This is a genomic window from Streptomyces sp. NBC_01477 (genome assembly GCF_036227245.1).
Classification (GTDB): domain Bacteria; phylum Actinomycetota; class Actinomycetes; order Streptomycetales; family Streptomycetaceae; genus Actinacidiphila.
This window is the reverse complement of sequence record NZ_CP109445.1, coordinates 6,178,115-6,192,814: the sequence shown is the minus strand read 5'-3', so window position 1 is coordinate 6,192,814 and position 14,700 is coordinate 6,178,115. Positions and strand designations below refer to the sequence as shown.

General features: G+C 73.2%; 11 protein-coding genes. 3 read left to right on the top strand and 8 right to left on the bottom strand.

Features of this window, described 5'->3' with window-relative positions:
- Positions 1–102 precede the first annotated feature (102 nt).
- Both OHA86_RS26240 and lepA read right to left on the bottom strand, forming a co-directional pair.
- Positions 103–1,986, bottom strand: a complete 1,884-nt coding sequence (locus tag OHA86_RS26240; protein ID WP_329179032.1) for an AMP-dependent synthetase/ligase — start codon at positions 1,984–1,986, stop codon at positions 103–105.
- 212 nt (positions 1,987–2,198) lie between these two features.
- Positions 2,199–4,076 (bottom strand): translation elongation factor 4, encoded by a 1,878-nt coding sequence (gene lepA, locus OHA86_RS26235; protein WP_329179029.1) that lies wholly within the window; start codon positions 4,074–4,076, stop codon positions 2,199–2,201.
- 237 nt (positions 4,077–4,313) lie between these two features.
- Here lepA and rpsT point away from each other — a divergent pair, with 237 nt between their 5' ends.
- Together rpsT and OHA86_RS26225 are read left to right on the top strand one after the other, a co-directional pair.
- Positions 4,314–4,580, top strand: coding sequence for a 30S ribosomal protein S20 (rpsT, locus tag OHA86_RS26230; protein WP_329179028.1), 267 nt, complete (start codon positions 4,314–4,316; stop codon positions 4,578–4,580).
- A 378-nt stretch (positions 4,581–4,958) separates the two neighbouring features.
- Entirely contained in the window at positions 4,959–5,798 is an 840-nt protein-coding gene (locus OHA86_RS26225) for a hypothetical protein (RefSeq protein ID WP_329179026.1), read from the top strand.
- Position 5,799: 1 nt separating this feature from the next.
- On the opposite strand, the gene holA is transcribed toward OHA86_RS26225, so the two are convergent.
- Complete coding sequence (gene holA / locus OHA86_RS26220; protein WP_329179023.1) at positions 5,800–6,786, bottom strand: DNA polymerase III subunit delta; 987 nt, start codon at positions 6,784–6,786, stop codon at positions 5,800–5,802.
- A 196-nt stretch (positions 6,787–6,982) separates the two neighbouring features.
- On the opposite strand from holA, the gene OHA86_RS26215 reads away from it, so the two are divergent.
- Positions 6,983–7,222: a hypothetical protein gene (locus OHA86_RS26215; protein ID WP_329179022.1), complete on the top strand. Its 240-nt coding sequence runs from the start codon at positions 6,983–6,985 to the stop codon at positions 7,220–7,222.
- A gap of 8 nt (positions 7,223–7,230) precedes the next feature.
- On the opposite strand, the gene OHA86_RS26210 is transcribed toward OHA86_RS26215, so the two are convergent.
- The 5 genes from OHA86_RS26210 to OHA86_RS26190 form a co-directional block, all read right to left on the bottom strand.
- Positions 7,231–8,487: an MFS transporter gene (locus tag OHA86_RS26210; RefSeq protein WP_329179020.1), complete on the bottom strand. Its 1,257-nt coding sequence runs from the start codon at positions 8,485–8,487 to the stop codon at positions 7,231–7,233.
- Between the two features lie 85 nt (positions 8,488–8,572).
- The gene (locus tag OHA86_RS26205; RefSeq protein WP_329179018.1) at positions 8,573–9,835 is read right to left on the bottom strand and encodes an MFS transporter; all 1,263 of its coding nucleotides are present in this window, start codon (positions 9,833–9,835) and stop codon (positions 8,573–8,575) included.
- Positions 9,832–10,473, bottom strand: a complete 642-nt coding sequence (locus tag OHA86_RS26200; RefSeq protein WP_329179016.1) for a helix-turn-helix domain-containing protein — start codon at positions 10,471–10,473, stop codon at positions 9,832–9,834. The genes OHA86_RS26205 and OHA86_RS26200 overlap by 4 nt, the downstream gene beginning before the upstream one ends.
- A 103-nt stretch (positions 10,474–10,576) precedes the next feature.
- On the bottom strand, positions 10,577–13,078 hold the full coding sequence (locus tag OHA86_RS26195) for a ComEC/Rec2 family competence protein (RefSeq protein WP_329179014.1): 2,502 nt from the start codon (positions 13,076–13,078) through the stop codon (positions 10,577–10,579).
- A 740-nt stretch (positions 13,079–13,818) separates the two neighbouring features.
- Positions 13,819–14,664: a ComEA family DNA-binding protein gene (locus OHA86_RS26190; RefSeq protein WP_329179012.1), complete on the bottom strand. Its 846-nt coding sequence runs from the start codon at positions 14,662–14,664 to the stop codon at positions 13,819–13,821.
- Positions 14,665–14,700: the final 36 nt, after the last annotated feature.

The following is a 14,700-nucleotide window of genomic DNA, read 5'->3' as shown; positions in this document are numbered from 1 at the left end:
GGCGGGTCCCTTTCCTCCGACCCCACCCGCACCAGCCGCCAACCCCGTATCATTCCGCCACTCCCCGCTCCCCGGGGGTGAAGGACCGGCCATAGCCGGGTCTCAGGCTTCGCGCGCGCCCGCGTACATCTCCTCGATCAGCGGGGCGAACTCCCGCTCGACGACCGGCCGCTTCAGCTTCAGACTCGGCGTCAGATCACCGTGCTCGACGTCGAGGTCACGCGGCAGCAGCCGGAACCGGCGGATCTGCTGCCAGCGCTGGAGCCCCTCGTTGAGCCGCTGCACGTATCCCTCGATGAGGGCCTGCACCTCCTCCGAGGCGACGACCTCCGCGTAGGAGCGGCCGCCGAGCCCGTGCTCGTCGGCCCAGCCGAGGATGGTCGGCTCGTCGAGCGCCAGCAGCGCGGTGCAGAAGTTGCGCCCGCCGCCGACGACCAGGATGTTGCTGACGAAGGGGCACACCGCCTTGAACTGCCCCTCGACCTCGGCGGGAGCGATGTACTTGCCGCCCGAGGTCTTGATCAGGTCCTTCTTGCGGTCGGTGATCTTCAGGTAGCCGTCGGGGGACAGTTCCCCGATGTCCCCGGTGTGGAACCACCCGTCGGATTCGAGGACTTCCGCGGTCTTGTCGGGCAGCCCGTGGTAGCCCTGCATGATGCCCGGGCCGCGCAGCAGGACCTCGCCGTCCTCGGCGACGCGGACCTCCAGGCCCGGCAGGGCCTTGCCGACCGTGCCGGTGCGGTAGTTCTCACCCGGGTTGACGAAGCTGGCGGCGCTGGACTCGGTGAGGCCGTAGCCCTCCAGGATGTGGATGCCGGCGCCGGCGAAGAAGTAGCCGATGTCCGGGGCCAGCGCGGCGGAGCCCGACACGCAGGCCCGCAGCCGGCCGCCGAAGGCCTCCCGCAGCTTGCCGTAGACGAGCTTGTCGGCCAGCGCGTGCTTCACCCGCAGACCCACCGGAGCCGAGGGCGTACCGGTGAGCCGCATGCTGTTCTGGGTGGCCTTGGCATAGTCGCGGGCGACTTCCGCGGCCCACAGGAAGATCTTGTACTTGGCGGCGCCGCCCGCGCGGGCGCGCCCTGCGACGCCGTTGTAGACCTTCTCGAAGATGCGCGGGACCGCGGCCATGTACGTCGGCTGCACGACCGGCAGGTTCTCGATGATCTTGTCCACCCGGCCGTCGACGGCCGTGATGTGCCCGACGGAGATCTGCCCGGCGGTCAGCACCTTGCCGAAGACGTGCGCGAGCGGCAGCCACAGGTACTGCACGTCCTCGGGCTCCAGCATGTCGATCGCCTGGATGGCCCGCGCCATGTACGACCAGCAGTCGTGCGGCAGGCGGACACCCTTGGGGCGTCCCGTGGTGCCCGAGGTGTAGATCAGCGTGGCGAGCTGGTCCTTGGTGATCGCCGCGACCGCTTCGGTGACGGCCGCGGGGTGCTGGGCCAGATAGGCCTCGCCGCGCTTCTCCAGCTCGGCCAGCGACAGCACCCAGCCGTCGCCCGCCTCGTCGAGGGCGCCCTCCGCGTCGATCACGACCACATGGGCCAGCTCGGGCAGTTCGGCCCTGCGCTCCCTGGCCTTGTCGAGCTGCGCGGCGTTCTCCGCGATCAGGACGCGGCTGCCGGAGTCGGCGAGGATGAAAGCGGTCTCCTCGGCATTGGTGCTCGGGTAGACGGTGGTGGTGGCAGCCCCCGCGCACAGCACCCCGAGGTCGGCGAAGATCCACTCGACCCGGGTGTTGGCGGCGATGGCGACCCGCTCCTCGGGGCGTACCCCCAGCTCCATCAGACCGGCCGCGATCGCGTACACCCGGCGGGCGGCCTCGCCCCAGGTGAGCGACTTCCAGCCGTCGGGGCCCTCGCCGCTCTCCGGCGGCACCGGGTAGCGGTACGCCTCCGCGTCCGGCGTGGCCGCCACTCGGTCCAGGAAGAGCGTCGCCACGGAGGGCGGCCGATTCTCTAGCAACGTCTGTGTGTCGGTCACCGCAACCTCCGGGCACGCGCGGGCGTTCTTAACTCACCAGTAACCTATCCGTCGGATCAGCCTAGAGGGCCGACGCCCGGCGCGTAAGGGGGTGTGACCAGCGCGTCGCGACCACCCCCCGGGGCCCGCGCCCGGGACGCACCCCGTCGCGCGCCCGCCCGCCGGCGGACGGGCGCACCGCACCTGTGCCGTGCGCCCGCGCCGGCCGCCGGCTACTTCTTCGCCTTGGACTCGCCGTCGGAATCGGTGGACAGCACCGCGATGAAGGCCTCCTGCGGCACTTCCACGCTGCCGACCATCTTCATCCGCTTCTTGCCCTCCTTCTGCTTCTCCAGCAGCTTGCGCTTCCGGGAGATGTCACCGCCGTAGCACTTGGCGAGGACGTCCTTGCGGATGGCGCGCACCGTCTCGCGGGCGATCACCCGGGCGCCGATGGCGGCCTGGATCGGCACCTCGAAATTCTGCCGCGGGATCAGCTCGCGCAGCTTGGCGACCAGCCGGACGCCGTACGCGTACGCCTTCTCCCGGTGGGTGATCGCCGAGAAGGCGTCCACCTTGTCGCCGTGCAGCAGGATGTCGACCTTGACCAGGTCGGCGCTCTGCTCGCCGGTGGGCTCGTAGTCCAGCGACGCATAGCCGCGGGTCTTGGACTTGAGGTTGTCGAAGAAGTCGAAGACGATCTCGGCCAGCGGCAGGGTGTAGCGGATCTCCACCCGGTCTTCCGACAGGTAGTCCATGCCCAGCAGCGAGCCGCGCCGGTTCTGGCACAGCTCCATGATCGCGCCGATGAACTCGGTCGGGGCCAGCACCGTGGCCCGTACCACCGGCTCGTAGACCTCGGAGAGCTTGCCCTCGGGGAATTCACTCGGATTGGTGACGACGTGCTCGGCGCCGTCCTCCATCAGGACCCGGTAGACGACGTTGGGCGCCGTCGCGATCAGGTCGAGGCCGAACTCCCGCTCCAGGCGCTCGCGGACCACGTCCAGGTGCAGCAGGCCGAGGAAGCCGACGCGGAAGCCGAAGCCCAGCGCCGCGGACGTCTCCGGCTCGTAGACCAGTGCCGCGTCATTGAGCTGGAGCTTGTCCAGGGCCTCGCGCAGCTCCGGGTAGTCCGAGCCGTCCAGCGGGTACAGGCCCGAGAAGACCATCGGCTTGGGGTCCTTGTAGCCGCCCAGCGCCTCGGTGGCACCCGCGGTGTGGGTGGTGATGGTGTCACCGACCTTGGACTGCCGTACGTCCTTCACACCGGTGATCAGATAGCCGACCTCGCCGACGCCGAGCCCGTCGGCGGGCAGCATCTCCGGCGAGTTGGTGCCGATCTCCAGCAGTTCGTGGGTGGCGCCGGTGGACATCATCCGGATCCGCTCGCGCTTGGTCAGCTGCCCGTCGATGACCCGCACGTAGGTGACCACACCGCGGTAGGAGTCGTAGACCGAGTCGAAGATCATCGCGCGGGCGGGCGCCTGCGCCACGCCGACCGGGGCGGGGACGTCCCTGACCACCCGGTCGAGCAGCGCGTCCACCCCGACGCCGGTCTTCGCCGAGACCCGCAGCACGTCGGCGGGGTCGCAGCCGATCAGGTTCGCCAGCTCCTCGGAGAATTTCTCCGGCTGCGCGGCGGGCAGGTCGATCTTGTTCAGCACCGGGATGATGGTGAGGTCGTTCTCCATCGCGAGATAGAGATTCGCCAGCGTCTGCGCCTCGATGCCCTGCGCCGCGTCCACCAGCAGGACCGTGCCCTCGCAGGCGGCGAGCGAGCGGGACACCTCGTAGGTGAAGTCGACGTGGCCGGGGGTGTCGATCATGTTCAGGATGTGCGTCCCGGCGGGGCCGTCCGAGGGCTGCCAGGGCAGCCGCACGGCCTGCGACTTGATGGTGATGCCGCGCTCACGCTCGATGTCCATCCGGTCGAGGTACTGAGCACGCATCTGCCGCGCGTCGACGACCCCGGTGAGCTGGAGCATCCGGTCGGCGAGCGTCGACTTGCCGTGGTCGATGTGCGCGATGATGCAGAAGTTGCGGATCAGCGCCGGGTCGGTACGGCTCGGCTCCGGCGCATGGGCCGGCACGGAAGAAGGAGTCGCGGGCACGCAGGGTCCATTTTCTTGAGACTCTTGCCGCCGCGCTCGGCGCGGGACTCGGTCTCTGCTGGCTGGTCGGATCGATACGTAGCCTCCATAGTCCCATGGCCGGCGGCCCCCGGGCGGTTTGGGAGCGACAGCGCGCTGCTGGTAGCCTGGGGCGCTGCGCCTCGTGACCCCACCGGTCGTGTACCGCTGGACCGGGGCGCTGATCCTTTCGGTAAACGAACCTGAGAAGGCTCTTTCGTGGCGAACATCAAGTCCCAGATCAAGCGCAACAAGACCAACGAGAAGGCGCGCCTGCGCAACAAGGCGGTCAAGTCCGAGCTCAAGACCGCGGTCCGTCGCACCCGCGAGGCCGTCGCCGCCGGTGACGCCGCCAAGGCCGAGGCCGCCGCGCGCACCGCGTCCAAGAAGCTCGACAAGGCCGTGAGCAAGGGCGTCATCCACAAGAACCAGGCCGCAAACAAGAAGTCGGCCATCGCGCAGTCGGTCGCCGCGCTCCAGGGCTGATCACCCTTCGCAGCGGCTTCTGCCCGACCCGTACGGCCGGTACGCCCTGTACGACCCGTACCACGAGTACCGCCCGTACCGCCCGTACAATTTGCACGGCCTGCACGACCCCGCGCGGTTTGCGCGCACCAGGGTCCGCGGCACGGCGGACAACCGGAATCAGCGGCCCCTCTACCGCCCGGACCCGCACCGCTCAAGGCCCGCACCGCACGCGGACGTTCGCCACGTGCCCGCGGTGCACCGAAACGCCTCTGCTGCCCGTCCGGGATTCCCGGACGGGCAGTACGTTTCTGACAGTGTCGATATCCTCACACTATGTCGACGCCGCCACCGCCTGACCAGCCGGGCGCATATCCGTACCAGAACCCCCAGGGAGCCGTGCCCCCACCCGGGCAGATACCCGGCCGGCCGCCGACCGGCGGCGGTTACGGGGCGCCCGTGCCGCCGCAGCACAATCCGTACGCCCAGACCTCGGCCGGCGCCCCGGCCGGTCCCTACGGTCCGCCGCAGCCGTCGTACTACGGTCCCCCGCAGCAGCCCGGCGCCCCGGGGGCCGCACCCGGCGGGCGGGGCGGCGCCGGCAAGGCGGTGCTGTGGGCCGTGGTCGGCGCGGCCGTGGCGTCCGCGCTGTGGGGCGGCGGGGTGGTGCTGCTCGGCAAGGACTCCGACAAGGCCGACCTGCGCGGCTACACGGTGAAGAAGAACCTGTGCGACACCGCGGACCTGAGCGCCTTCACCAGCGAATACCCCAAGCCGGACGACGACCCCAGCTCGTACGTCAGCGACCGCCCCACCGTCGCGGAGATGTACTGCAGCGAGAGCCTGAAGAAGGACGCCTCCACCTATTCCGACGCCTACGTGACGCTCCAGGCCGACCTGCACCGCAAGAGCGATCCGCAGCCGGAATTCGCCGACCGCTGGCGGAGCTACACCGACCACGGCACGATCTCGTCGGAGAAGTACACCGTCACAGCGGTCGACGGCTTCGGCGACGAGGCGTTCCTGATCACCCAGGACACCATCACCACGTCGTCGGGCAGCGAGAGCGGCAGCCGCGAGGTGATGCTCGAGGTGCGCGACGGATGGATGACCTTCTCGCTGTCCTGGGACGCCTACGCCTCGTCGCTCAACGACGATTCAGGGGCGACCGCGACGATCAGCCAGGCGACGCAGTGGGTCAAGGACGCCACGAAGGCGACGCTGCCCGAACTCAAGTAGGTCAGGAACCGGTGCGGGCGGCACGGGCGATGATGACCACCGCCTTCTCCAGCGCGTACGCGGGGTCGGCGGCGCCGCCCTTGACGGCCGCGTCGGCCTCCGCGACCGCCCGCAGAGCGACCGAGACGCCGTCCGCGCTCCAGCCGCGGATCTGCTGCCGCACCCGGTCGATCTTCCACGGAGGCATGCCCAGATCCCGGGCCAGCTGCCCCGGGTTGGCGCCGCGCGGGGCGGACGCGAGCTTGCCGATGGCGCGGACCCCGGACGCCAGCGCGAAGGTGATACCCGGCAGCGGCTGCCCGACCGACAGCGCCCAGCGCAGCCGCTCCAGCGCCTCGGCCGCCCGTCCGGTCACCGCGAGGTCGGCCACCTCGAAGCCGGTGGCCTCGGCGCGGCCGGTGTAGTAGCGGGCGACCACCTCCACGTCGACCGTGCCCTCGGTGTCCGCGACCAGCTGGGTGCACGCGCTCGCCAGCTCCCGCAGGTCGCTGCCGATCGAGTCGACCAGCGCCTGCGCCGCCTCGGGCGTCACCGACCGGCCGAGCGTACGGAATTCGGCGCGTACGAAGGCGAGCCGGTCGGCGGGCTTGGTCATCTTCGGGCACGCCACCTCGCGGGCCGCCGCCTTGCGTGCCGCGTCCAGCAGCGCCTTGCCCTTGGGGCCGCCGGCGTGCAGCAGCACCAGGGTGATCTCCTCCACCGGCGCGGCCAGATACGCCTTGACGTCCTTGACCGTGTCGGCGGACAGATCCTGCGCATTGCGCACGACGACGACCTTGCGCTCGGCGAAGAGCGACGGGCTGGTCAGCTCGGCCAGTGTCCCCGGCTGCAACGCCTCGGGCGCCAGATCCCGCACATCGGTGTCGGCGTCCATCGCCCGCGCGGCCACCACCACCTCGCGCACGGCACGGTCGAGCAGCAGGTCCTCCTGCCCCACGGCAAGCGTGAGCGGAGCGAGCGGGTCGTCTTGAGCGGTCTTCCTTGCCATCGCGGCCCAGCATCCCACGCGCGTGTGACATCCAGGACCGGGGCGGACGGGTTGGGAGCACGGGGGGGCGGATGGGCCAGGGGGCAGGGGCTGACCGGTCGGCGGATGGACCGGGGCGGGCGGGCCGGGCGGGCCGGGGCCGTCCGGGGGGCGATGCCCCGGCGGCGGCGCCTGGTGTCGGCGGCACAATGTACCGGTGACCGACGTACGCCATGTCCTCGTGCTTCCCGACCGCGACGCCGCCGAGGAGGTCGCCGCCGAACTGGCCGGCCGCTTCTCCCTCGCGGAGGAACCGCGGCTGGTGCGCGACGCCCTCGCCGGTGAGGACGACGCGGAGGACGCGCAGTGGCTGGTGGTCGTCGAGGACCCCGCGGCGGGGCTCGATCCGGCCGCGCTCGACGCGCTCGCGGGGGCGTACGACGGCTGGCTCGAATAGCCGGCCCTTCACGGTGTGCGGGGTGGGGGCGTGCTGCCGGTCGGGACAGCGGTGGCCGCGAGGAGCAGGGCGCCCCCGATGAAGAAGGGGGCGCGCAGGCCCGCGAGGTGGGCCGTGAAGCCCGCGGCGACCGCTCCGAGGGCGCCAGAGCCGCCGGCGACCATCTGGTAGGCCATGGTCACCCTGCCCAGCAGCTCGGTGGGCACGAGGGTCTGGCGCAGCGTCACCATGGCGACGCTCCAGACCAGGCTCGCGGCGCCGTAACCGGCCACGCACAGACCCGCGACCGCGCCCGAGGTGGCGAAGCCCGCGCCCACGACGGTGAGCGCGGCGGCGGGAGTGGCCAGCCGCAGCACCCTGGCCGGCCCGAACCGGGAGGTCAGCCGGGGAGTGACGGTCGCCCCGAGCACACCGCCGACCGCGTACGACGCCACCAGCAGCGCGAAGCCGAGCCCGTCGAGGCCGAGCAGCCGCCCGGCGTAGAGCACCAGGATCGCGACCAGGCCGGTGCCGACGGCGTTGGCGGCGCCCGTCACCAGGCAGAGCCGCCGCAGTCTGCGGTGCCGCCACAGCCAGCGGATGCCCTCGGCCACGTCATGGCGCAGCTTGCGAGGAAGCCCTTCGGTCGGCTCCGCCTTACGCGGCCGGAAGTCGCCGGCTATCAGCGCCACGAGGGCCGCCGCCACCGCGAACGACCCCGCGTCCACCACGAAGGGCAGCGTCGCCCCGATCCCGAAGAGCACCGCGCCCAGCGGGGTGCCCAGCAGGGTGTCGCTGATCTGCGCGGTCGCCTGCAGACGGGCGTTGGCCCTGCTGAGCCCGGACGGCTCCACGAGGGCCGGGACCATTCCGGACCAGGCGCCGTTGTAGAGGATCTGCCCGCAGCCCAGCAGGAATCCGGCGACGACGAGCAACGGTACCGTCGCCGCGCCGACGGCCACCACCATGGCCAGCGCCCCGACCAGCACCGCGCGGGCCGCGTCCACCGCCCACAGCAGCCGGCGCCGGTCCAGCCGGTCGGCCAGGGCGCCGGCGGTCAGGCCGAGCAGCAGCCAGGGCAGTTGCTCGGCCAGCGACACCGCGGCGACCTGCCGCGGGTCGGCGGTCAGGCTGGTCGCGAGCAGCGGCAGCGCCACGAACCGTGTGCCGTCGCCCAGGGAGGAGATCGTGACCGCCGCCCACACCAGGCGGAATCTGCGGGCGGGGTCGGCCTCCGGGGTGGGCCGGGCGCGCCGCCGCACCGGTATGAGCCGGGTCCTCGTCACCGCTTCCTCCACTCCGCCGGTCCTTCGTGGTTTCCGCGCCGCTGTCGCGGGGCTGTGTGCCCTCGCGGGCCTGTGAGGGGGGCCGTCAGTTCGTGGTGGGGAGGTCGCGGGTGCGGAGCACGGGCGACGGCAGGAGCCAGAGGACGCCGAGAGTGGCGGCGAGGGCGGCGGTCCACAGGGCGGCCCTGAGGCCGATCGCGGAGCCGAGGAAGCCGCCGGCCAGGGCGCCGAGGGGGCGGACGCCGTAGTTGACGGTGCGGAAGGCGCCGGTGACGCGGGCGCGCAGCGCGTTGGGGATGACGGCGGCCTGGAGGGAGCCGGCGGCGATGTCCAGCAGCATCACGCCGAGGCCCGCGGCGAATTCCGAGACGAAGAAGGCGGCCAGGATCAGCGGGGTCGGGCCGCCGGCCAGCGGGACGAGGATGAGCGGGCCGGGGAAGGCGACCGCGCCGATGGCGAGGGCCGGGCCGACGCCGATCGCCCGTACGATCCTTCCGCTTATCACCGCGCCGAGCAGGCTGCCGACCGCCCCGGCACCGATGACCAGGCCCAGTAACCCTGCGTCGAGGCCGAGTTCACCGACCGCGTAGAGGACCACGAGGGTGTTGAAGGCGAAGGTGAACAGGCTGATGGTCGCGACGCAGCCGAGCACCGCCCGCAGCAGCGGGGAACGGGCGATGAAGCGCAGGCCGGCCGTCAGCTGGCCCTTGCCGCCTTCGGAGGCGGGCGGCTCGACGGGGGCTATTCGGGCCAGTTGCCAGGCCGAGGCCAGATAGGACACGGCGTCGGCGAGCAGCGCGAGGGGCGCGGCGAGCAGTTGGACCAGCAGGCCGCCGGCGCTGGGCCCGGCGACGAAGGCGAAGGCGCGGCTGCCGCTGGTGAGGGAGTTGCCCGCCACATATTGCTCGGGGGTGACCAGCGACACGAACAGCGTGGCATTGCACACGTCGAAGGCGACCGCGAGCGTGCCGACCGCGAAGACGACGACGCAGAGCTGGGCGAACGTGAGCACACCGAAGGCGTAGGCGAGGGGCAGCGAGGCCATCAGCGCCGCGCGGGCCAGGTCCGCGGCGATCATGGTCTGCCTGCGCCGTCCGCGCCGGTCGGCCCAGGCCCCGGCGGGCAGCGAGAACAGCAGCGCGGGCAGCAGCCCGGCGAAACGCAGCCAGCCCATGGCGGTGGCGCCGACGTGCAGCACGAGGACGGCGGCCAGTGGGACCGCGAGGTAGCTGACCTCGTCGCCGAAGAGCGAGACGGTCTGCCCGGTCCAGTAGCGGCGGAACTGCCGTTCGCGCAGCAGCGCCGGGGCGCGGGCGGCGAGCGTCCGGAAGACGGTGGGCGTGCTCATGCCGAGTCCCGCGGGCGGTCCGGGTTCGCGGCCGGGCCGGGGGCCTTGTCCGCGATCGGTTCGGGGGCGACATAGGCGACCTGGACGTAGGCGATACGGCGGGCGCCCTCCGGCCGCAGCGCCGAGTCGTAGGTGCGGTCGGTGAACTCGGTGACCATCGCGTCGACCCGCTCGCCCAGCGCGGTCAGCTCTTCCGGGGTGAGGTAGAGGACCGCGTCGGAGTGGCGCTCGGCCTGCTGCCACTGCGCGGGCAGGGTGTGCCGGGTCTCCAGAGCCCTGATCATGCGGTGGAAGTGGTTCTCGGCGACCGCGGCGTTCAGCGCCTCGGTCGCGGAGGCGACCGCGGGGTCCTCCGAGTAGCTGGGCCAGTCGGTGAACGCGGCGGTGGCCCGCCACGGCTTCTCCCGGCCCGGCCCACCCGGGTCGGCCTCCTCGACCAGGCCGTACTTGGCCAGTATCCGCAGGTGGTACGAGCAGCTGGCGACGGATTCCCCGGTCAGCTCCGCGGCCGTGGTCGCGGTGAACGGCCCCTCCAGGCGGAGCAGGCCGACCAGCGCCATCCGGGTGGGATGGGCGTAGGCGCGCAGGGCGCGCGGGTCGGTGAGGTGGACCTGGTGTTCCGATGGCTTCTCCGTCATGGTGGTCACGCTAGCTATCTAAAGATTCCTTTACAAGCGTTTCTTTAGAACGCTTCCTTTAGAAGCAGACCTTTAGAAGGGGACCTGGGCGGAGGCGCTCGGGTCATGCCGCGCCCGCCAGCACTGTCCGCAGTCCCGCCGGGCCGTCGCCCGCGACCGCGATCGGCCCGTCGGTGTCGGTCCGCAGCACCGTCGCACCCAGCGCCCGCAGCGCGGCGACCGTACGGGCCGCGGGGTGGCCGTAGCGGTTGTGCGCGCCCACCGAGATCAGCGCCAGGCGCGGCCTCGTACGGGCCAGCAGCAGCGGGTCCTGATAACCGCTGCCGTGGTGCGCGACCTTGAGCACATCGACCCGCGGCAGGTCGGGCGAGGCGTCCAGCACCTCCTGCTGGGCCGCCGGACCCAGGTCCCCCGCGAGCAGCAGTGTCAGGCCGCCGGTGCGGACCAGCAGCGCCACGCTCGCGTCGTTCGGGTCCTCGCCCGGGAGCGCGTCGGCCGTCGGCGGCGGCCACAGCACGCGCCAGGCCAGCGGACCCACGCTGCGCTGCTCCCCCGCGCTCGCCCGCAGTATCGGCACCCCCGCCGCCGCGGCCTCCCTGCGCACCCGGGCGGCCTCCGCGGCCGGCTCGTCCAGCACCGTCGTCTCGATCGCGCCGACGCTGCGCCCGTGCAGCACACCGGGGAGCCCGTCCGCGTGGTCGGCGTGGAAATGGGTCAGGACCAGCAGCGGGACCGTGGTGACCCGCAGATCGCGCAGGCAGCGGTCGACCAGGCCCGGGGCCGGCCCGGTATCCACCACGACGGCACTGCCCGGCCCCGCCGACAGGGCCAGCGCGTCGCCCTGCCCGACGTCGCACACCGCGAACCGCCAGTCGCCCGGCGGCCACGCCGTCACGAGACCCGGCAGCGGCAACGGGCGCACCAGCGCGAGGAGCAGGAGCAGCGCTCCCGCCGCGGCGGGCCAGGGCCGCCCGGCCAGCGCCCTGCCGCCCACCGCCAGCGCGACCGTCAGCACGGCCAGCAGCGCCGCGCCCGGCCAGCCGCCGGGCCACCCGACCTCCGCCCCCGGCAAGGCCGCGCCATGCCGTGCGACGGTCACGATCCACCGGGTCGGCCAGCCCGCGACCCACGCCAGGGCCGCCGCGGCGGGTGCGCCGAACGGTGCCACCGCCAGCGCGCAGAACCCCAGCACCGTCGCCGGCGCCACCGCCGGTTCCGCCAGCAGATTGCACGGCACCGCGACCAGGCTGAGCCGCGCCGACAGCACGACGATCAACGGCCCGCAGACCGCCTGCGCCGCACCCGCCGCCGCCAGCGCCTCGGCCAGTCGCGGGGGCACCCCGCGGGCACGCAGGCCCGCGCTCCAGCGCGGGGCCAGCGTCAGCAGCGAGCCGGTGGCCAGGACGGACAGCGCGAAGCCGTACGACCGCGCGACGGGCGGATCGTGCAGCACCAGCAGCAGGACGGCTCCGCACAGGGCTGGCAGCAGCGAACGGCGGCGGCCCGTGCCGATCGCCAGCAGCGTGATCAGCCCGCACGCGGCAGCCCGCAGCACGCTCGGGCTCGGGCGGCTGACCAGTACGAAGGCGGCGGTCAGCGCCACGCCCAGCACTGCTGTCAGGCGCAGCGGGATGCCCAGTGCTGCCGCCAGGCCGCGGCGCTCGGCCCGGATCGCCCGGGCCGGCGGGCCGATCAGCAGGAGCAGGACGATCGTCAGGTTCGCCCCTGACACGGCGGTCAAATGTGCCAGGTCCGTCGCCCGGAAGGCGTCCTTCAACTCCGGCGGCAGTCCGCTCGTGTCGCCGATCACCAGCCCCGGGAGCAGCGCGCGGGCGTCGGGGGGCAATCCGGCGCTCGCCGCGCGCAGGCCCGCCCGCAACCGGGCCGCGAGGCGTTGCGGTGCGCTGGGCGGGGCCAAAATCCGCGGCGGCCCCGTCGCGTGCAGCACGGCTGCGGCGGGGTCGCCCGCGCGGGTCGCCGGGGTCACGCGGACCCTGACCGCCACGGTCGTGGACGGCAGCAGCCGCAGCCATGCCGCTTGGTCGCGGTCGGCCATCAGCACGACGGGGGTGCGGGTCCTGGTCGCGCCGACCCGGACGGCTTCCGCGCTCACCACCACGGTGCGGGGCGAGGCCGGGGTCGGGGGATGGGTCGCGAACGGGTCCGCGGTGACCCGCAGTTCCGTCGCGACCGCTGTCGGTGCCCTGTTTGTGGCCGTGGCCGTGGCCGTCGCCATTGCCTTCGCCAGGTGCGGGATGGGGCCGCGGTGGCGGTCGGCGTCCGCCAGCGTCGCGACGGCGGTTGCCGTGGCGACGGCCAGGAGCGTGGCCGCTGCGGTGGTGGTGAGGGTAGGGGGCTTGGCCCTTGCCCTTTTGCCCGGGAGGCGGGTCCAGGGCTTGGCCCGGGCCCGTCCGCCCGTGGGGCGGGGCGGTTTGGCTGTCGGGGCGGCCTGGCTGCGCGCCAGGTGGGGCGGACTGCTGCCTGCCGGGGCAGGCTGGGTGCTCGCCGGAAGGGCCGGGCTCGGCCTTGCTCTTGCCCTGCGGGCTACCGCTGCTGCTGCCAGGGTCACGGCGAGGGTCGCCAGGACCGCCACGGTCGCGAGCATGGCCGTGACGCCGACCGTTGGCGTCAGGGCGGCGGCTGCCCAGGCCGCCAGGGCGGGCGGAACGAGCCGGAGGTCCGGCGGGCCGTCCTGGTGGGGGTCCGATGCGCCCAGCGGGGACGCGGCCTCTGCGTGGACGCTGGCGCGGGCGGGGGTGGGCGGGGCCTGCGGGGCGGCCTCGGTCGGGTTCTCAGGTGACGATGCGTTGACGCTGGGTGCGCCGTTCCCCGCACTTCTGCCGGGTGGCACCTGGCGTAGGAACGGTTGCGGCGCGTTGGCGCTGGGCGCGCCGTTCCTCGCGCCCCTGTCGGGCCGCACCCGCCGTAGGGACACTCGCGGTGCACTTGGGTTGCTCGCGCAGTTCCCCGCGGTCCTGCCGGGCGCCTCCCCCGGTGGGAGCACTTCCCGTGCGTCGGCGCTGGGCGCGCCGGTCCCCGCACCCGTGCCGGGCACCTCCCCCAGTGGGGAAAGTTCCGGCACGTCGGGGCTAGGCGCGCCGGTCCCCGCACCCATGTGGGGCCGCACCCGCCGTGGGGACACTCGCGGTGCACTTGGGTTGCTCGCGCAGTTCCCCGCGACCCTGCCGGGCGCCTCCCCCGGTGGGGGCCCTTCCCGTGCGTCGGCGCTGGGCGCGCCGGTCCCCGTACCCGTGCCGGGGCGCATCCGCCGTCGGGATACTTCCTGCGCACTGGAGTTGGGGGCGGGGACATTCGTGGACGTGGCCGGGGGCAGGTCGGTGGGGGTCATGGGTGGACCAGGGGTTTGAGGGTGGTGAATTTGTGGTCGCCGATGCCGGGGACTTGGCGGAGTTGCTGGAGGCTGGTGAAGGCGCCGTGCTGGGTGCGGAAGTCGAGGATGTGTTGGGCCAGGACCGGGCCGACGCCGGGGAGGGCGTCGAGTTGGGGAGCCGTGGCCGAGTTGAGGCTGAGGGGGGCGCCCGGGGGCTGGTCGGTGGTGGATGACGTGGCGGCGGGGGGTGGGGTCAGGCCGACCAGGAGCTGTTCGCCGTCCGTGAGGGGACGGGCGAGGTTGAGGGCCGTGGTGTCCGTGCCCGGGAGGGGGCCGCCGGCCGCGGTCAGGGCGTCGGCGACACGGGAGCCGGCGGGGAGTTGCCGCAGACCCGGGCGCGCGACCTTGCCGGCGATGTCGATCGTCAGAGCCGGCCTGGCAGCAGGGGTGGGGCGCGGGGCGGTGACCGGCACCGCAGGGGGGACACGGACCGCGTGCGGGCGGCCCGACACGTAATGCTGGACTGCCAGTCCCGCGGCCACCAGCAGGACGACCGCCAGCGCCAGCACCGTGCGGAAGTCCAGGCCGCAGCGCAGCAGCAGCCAGGTCCGCAGTTCGCCGAGCCGGCCGCTCGACGGCGGTGGCGGAGGTGGAGGCGGGGGTGCCGGTGGAGGTGGAGGCGGGGGTTCAGGTGGCGGTGGCGCCGGAGGCGGCAGCGGGGACGGGCTGCCGAAGATCGCGGAGGCGCGCTCACGGGTGAGCGCGGACCTGGCCTGCGCCGCGGCGGCCCTGCGGCGCGGACGGATGACGGTGAGCGGGGCCGCGGGCCGGCCCAGGGGCTTCGTTGCATTCGCGTTCATACCGATCATCGTGGACCGGCCCGCCCACCCCGCGAT

Excerpts from the sequence above, each read along its gene's own strand:
- holA (WP_329179023.1), bottom strand. The coding sequence starts at position 6,786 with ATGGCAAGGAAGACCGCTCAAGACGACCCGCTCGCTCCGCTCACGCTT.
- OHA86_RS26205 (WP_329179018.1), bottom strand. The coding sequence starts at position 9,835 with ATGAGCACGCCCACCGTCTTCCGGACGCTCGCCGCCCGCGCCCCGGCG.
- OHA86_RS26200 (WP_329179016.1), bottom strand. The coding sequence starts at position 10,473 with ATGACGGAGAAGCCATCGGAACACCAGGTCCACCTCACCGACCCGCGC.
- OHA86_RS26195 (WP_329179014.1), bottom strand. The coding sequence starts at position 13,078 with ATGCTCGCGACCGTGGCGGTCCTGGCGACCCTCGCCGTGACCCTGGCA.
- OHA86_RS26190 (WP_329179012.1), bottom strand. The coding sequence starts at position 14,664 with ATGAACGCGAATGCAACGAAGCCCCTGGGCCGGCCCGCGGCCCCGCTC.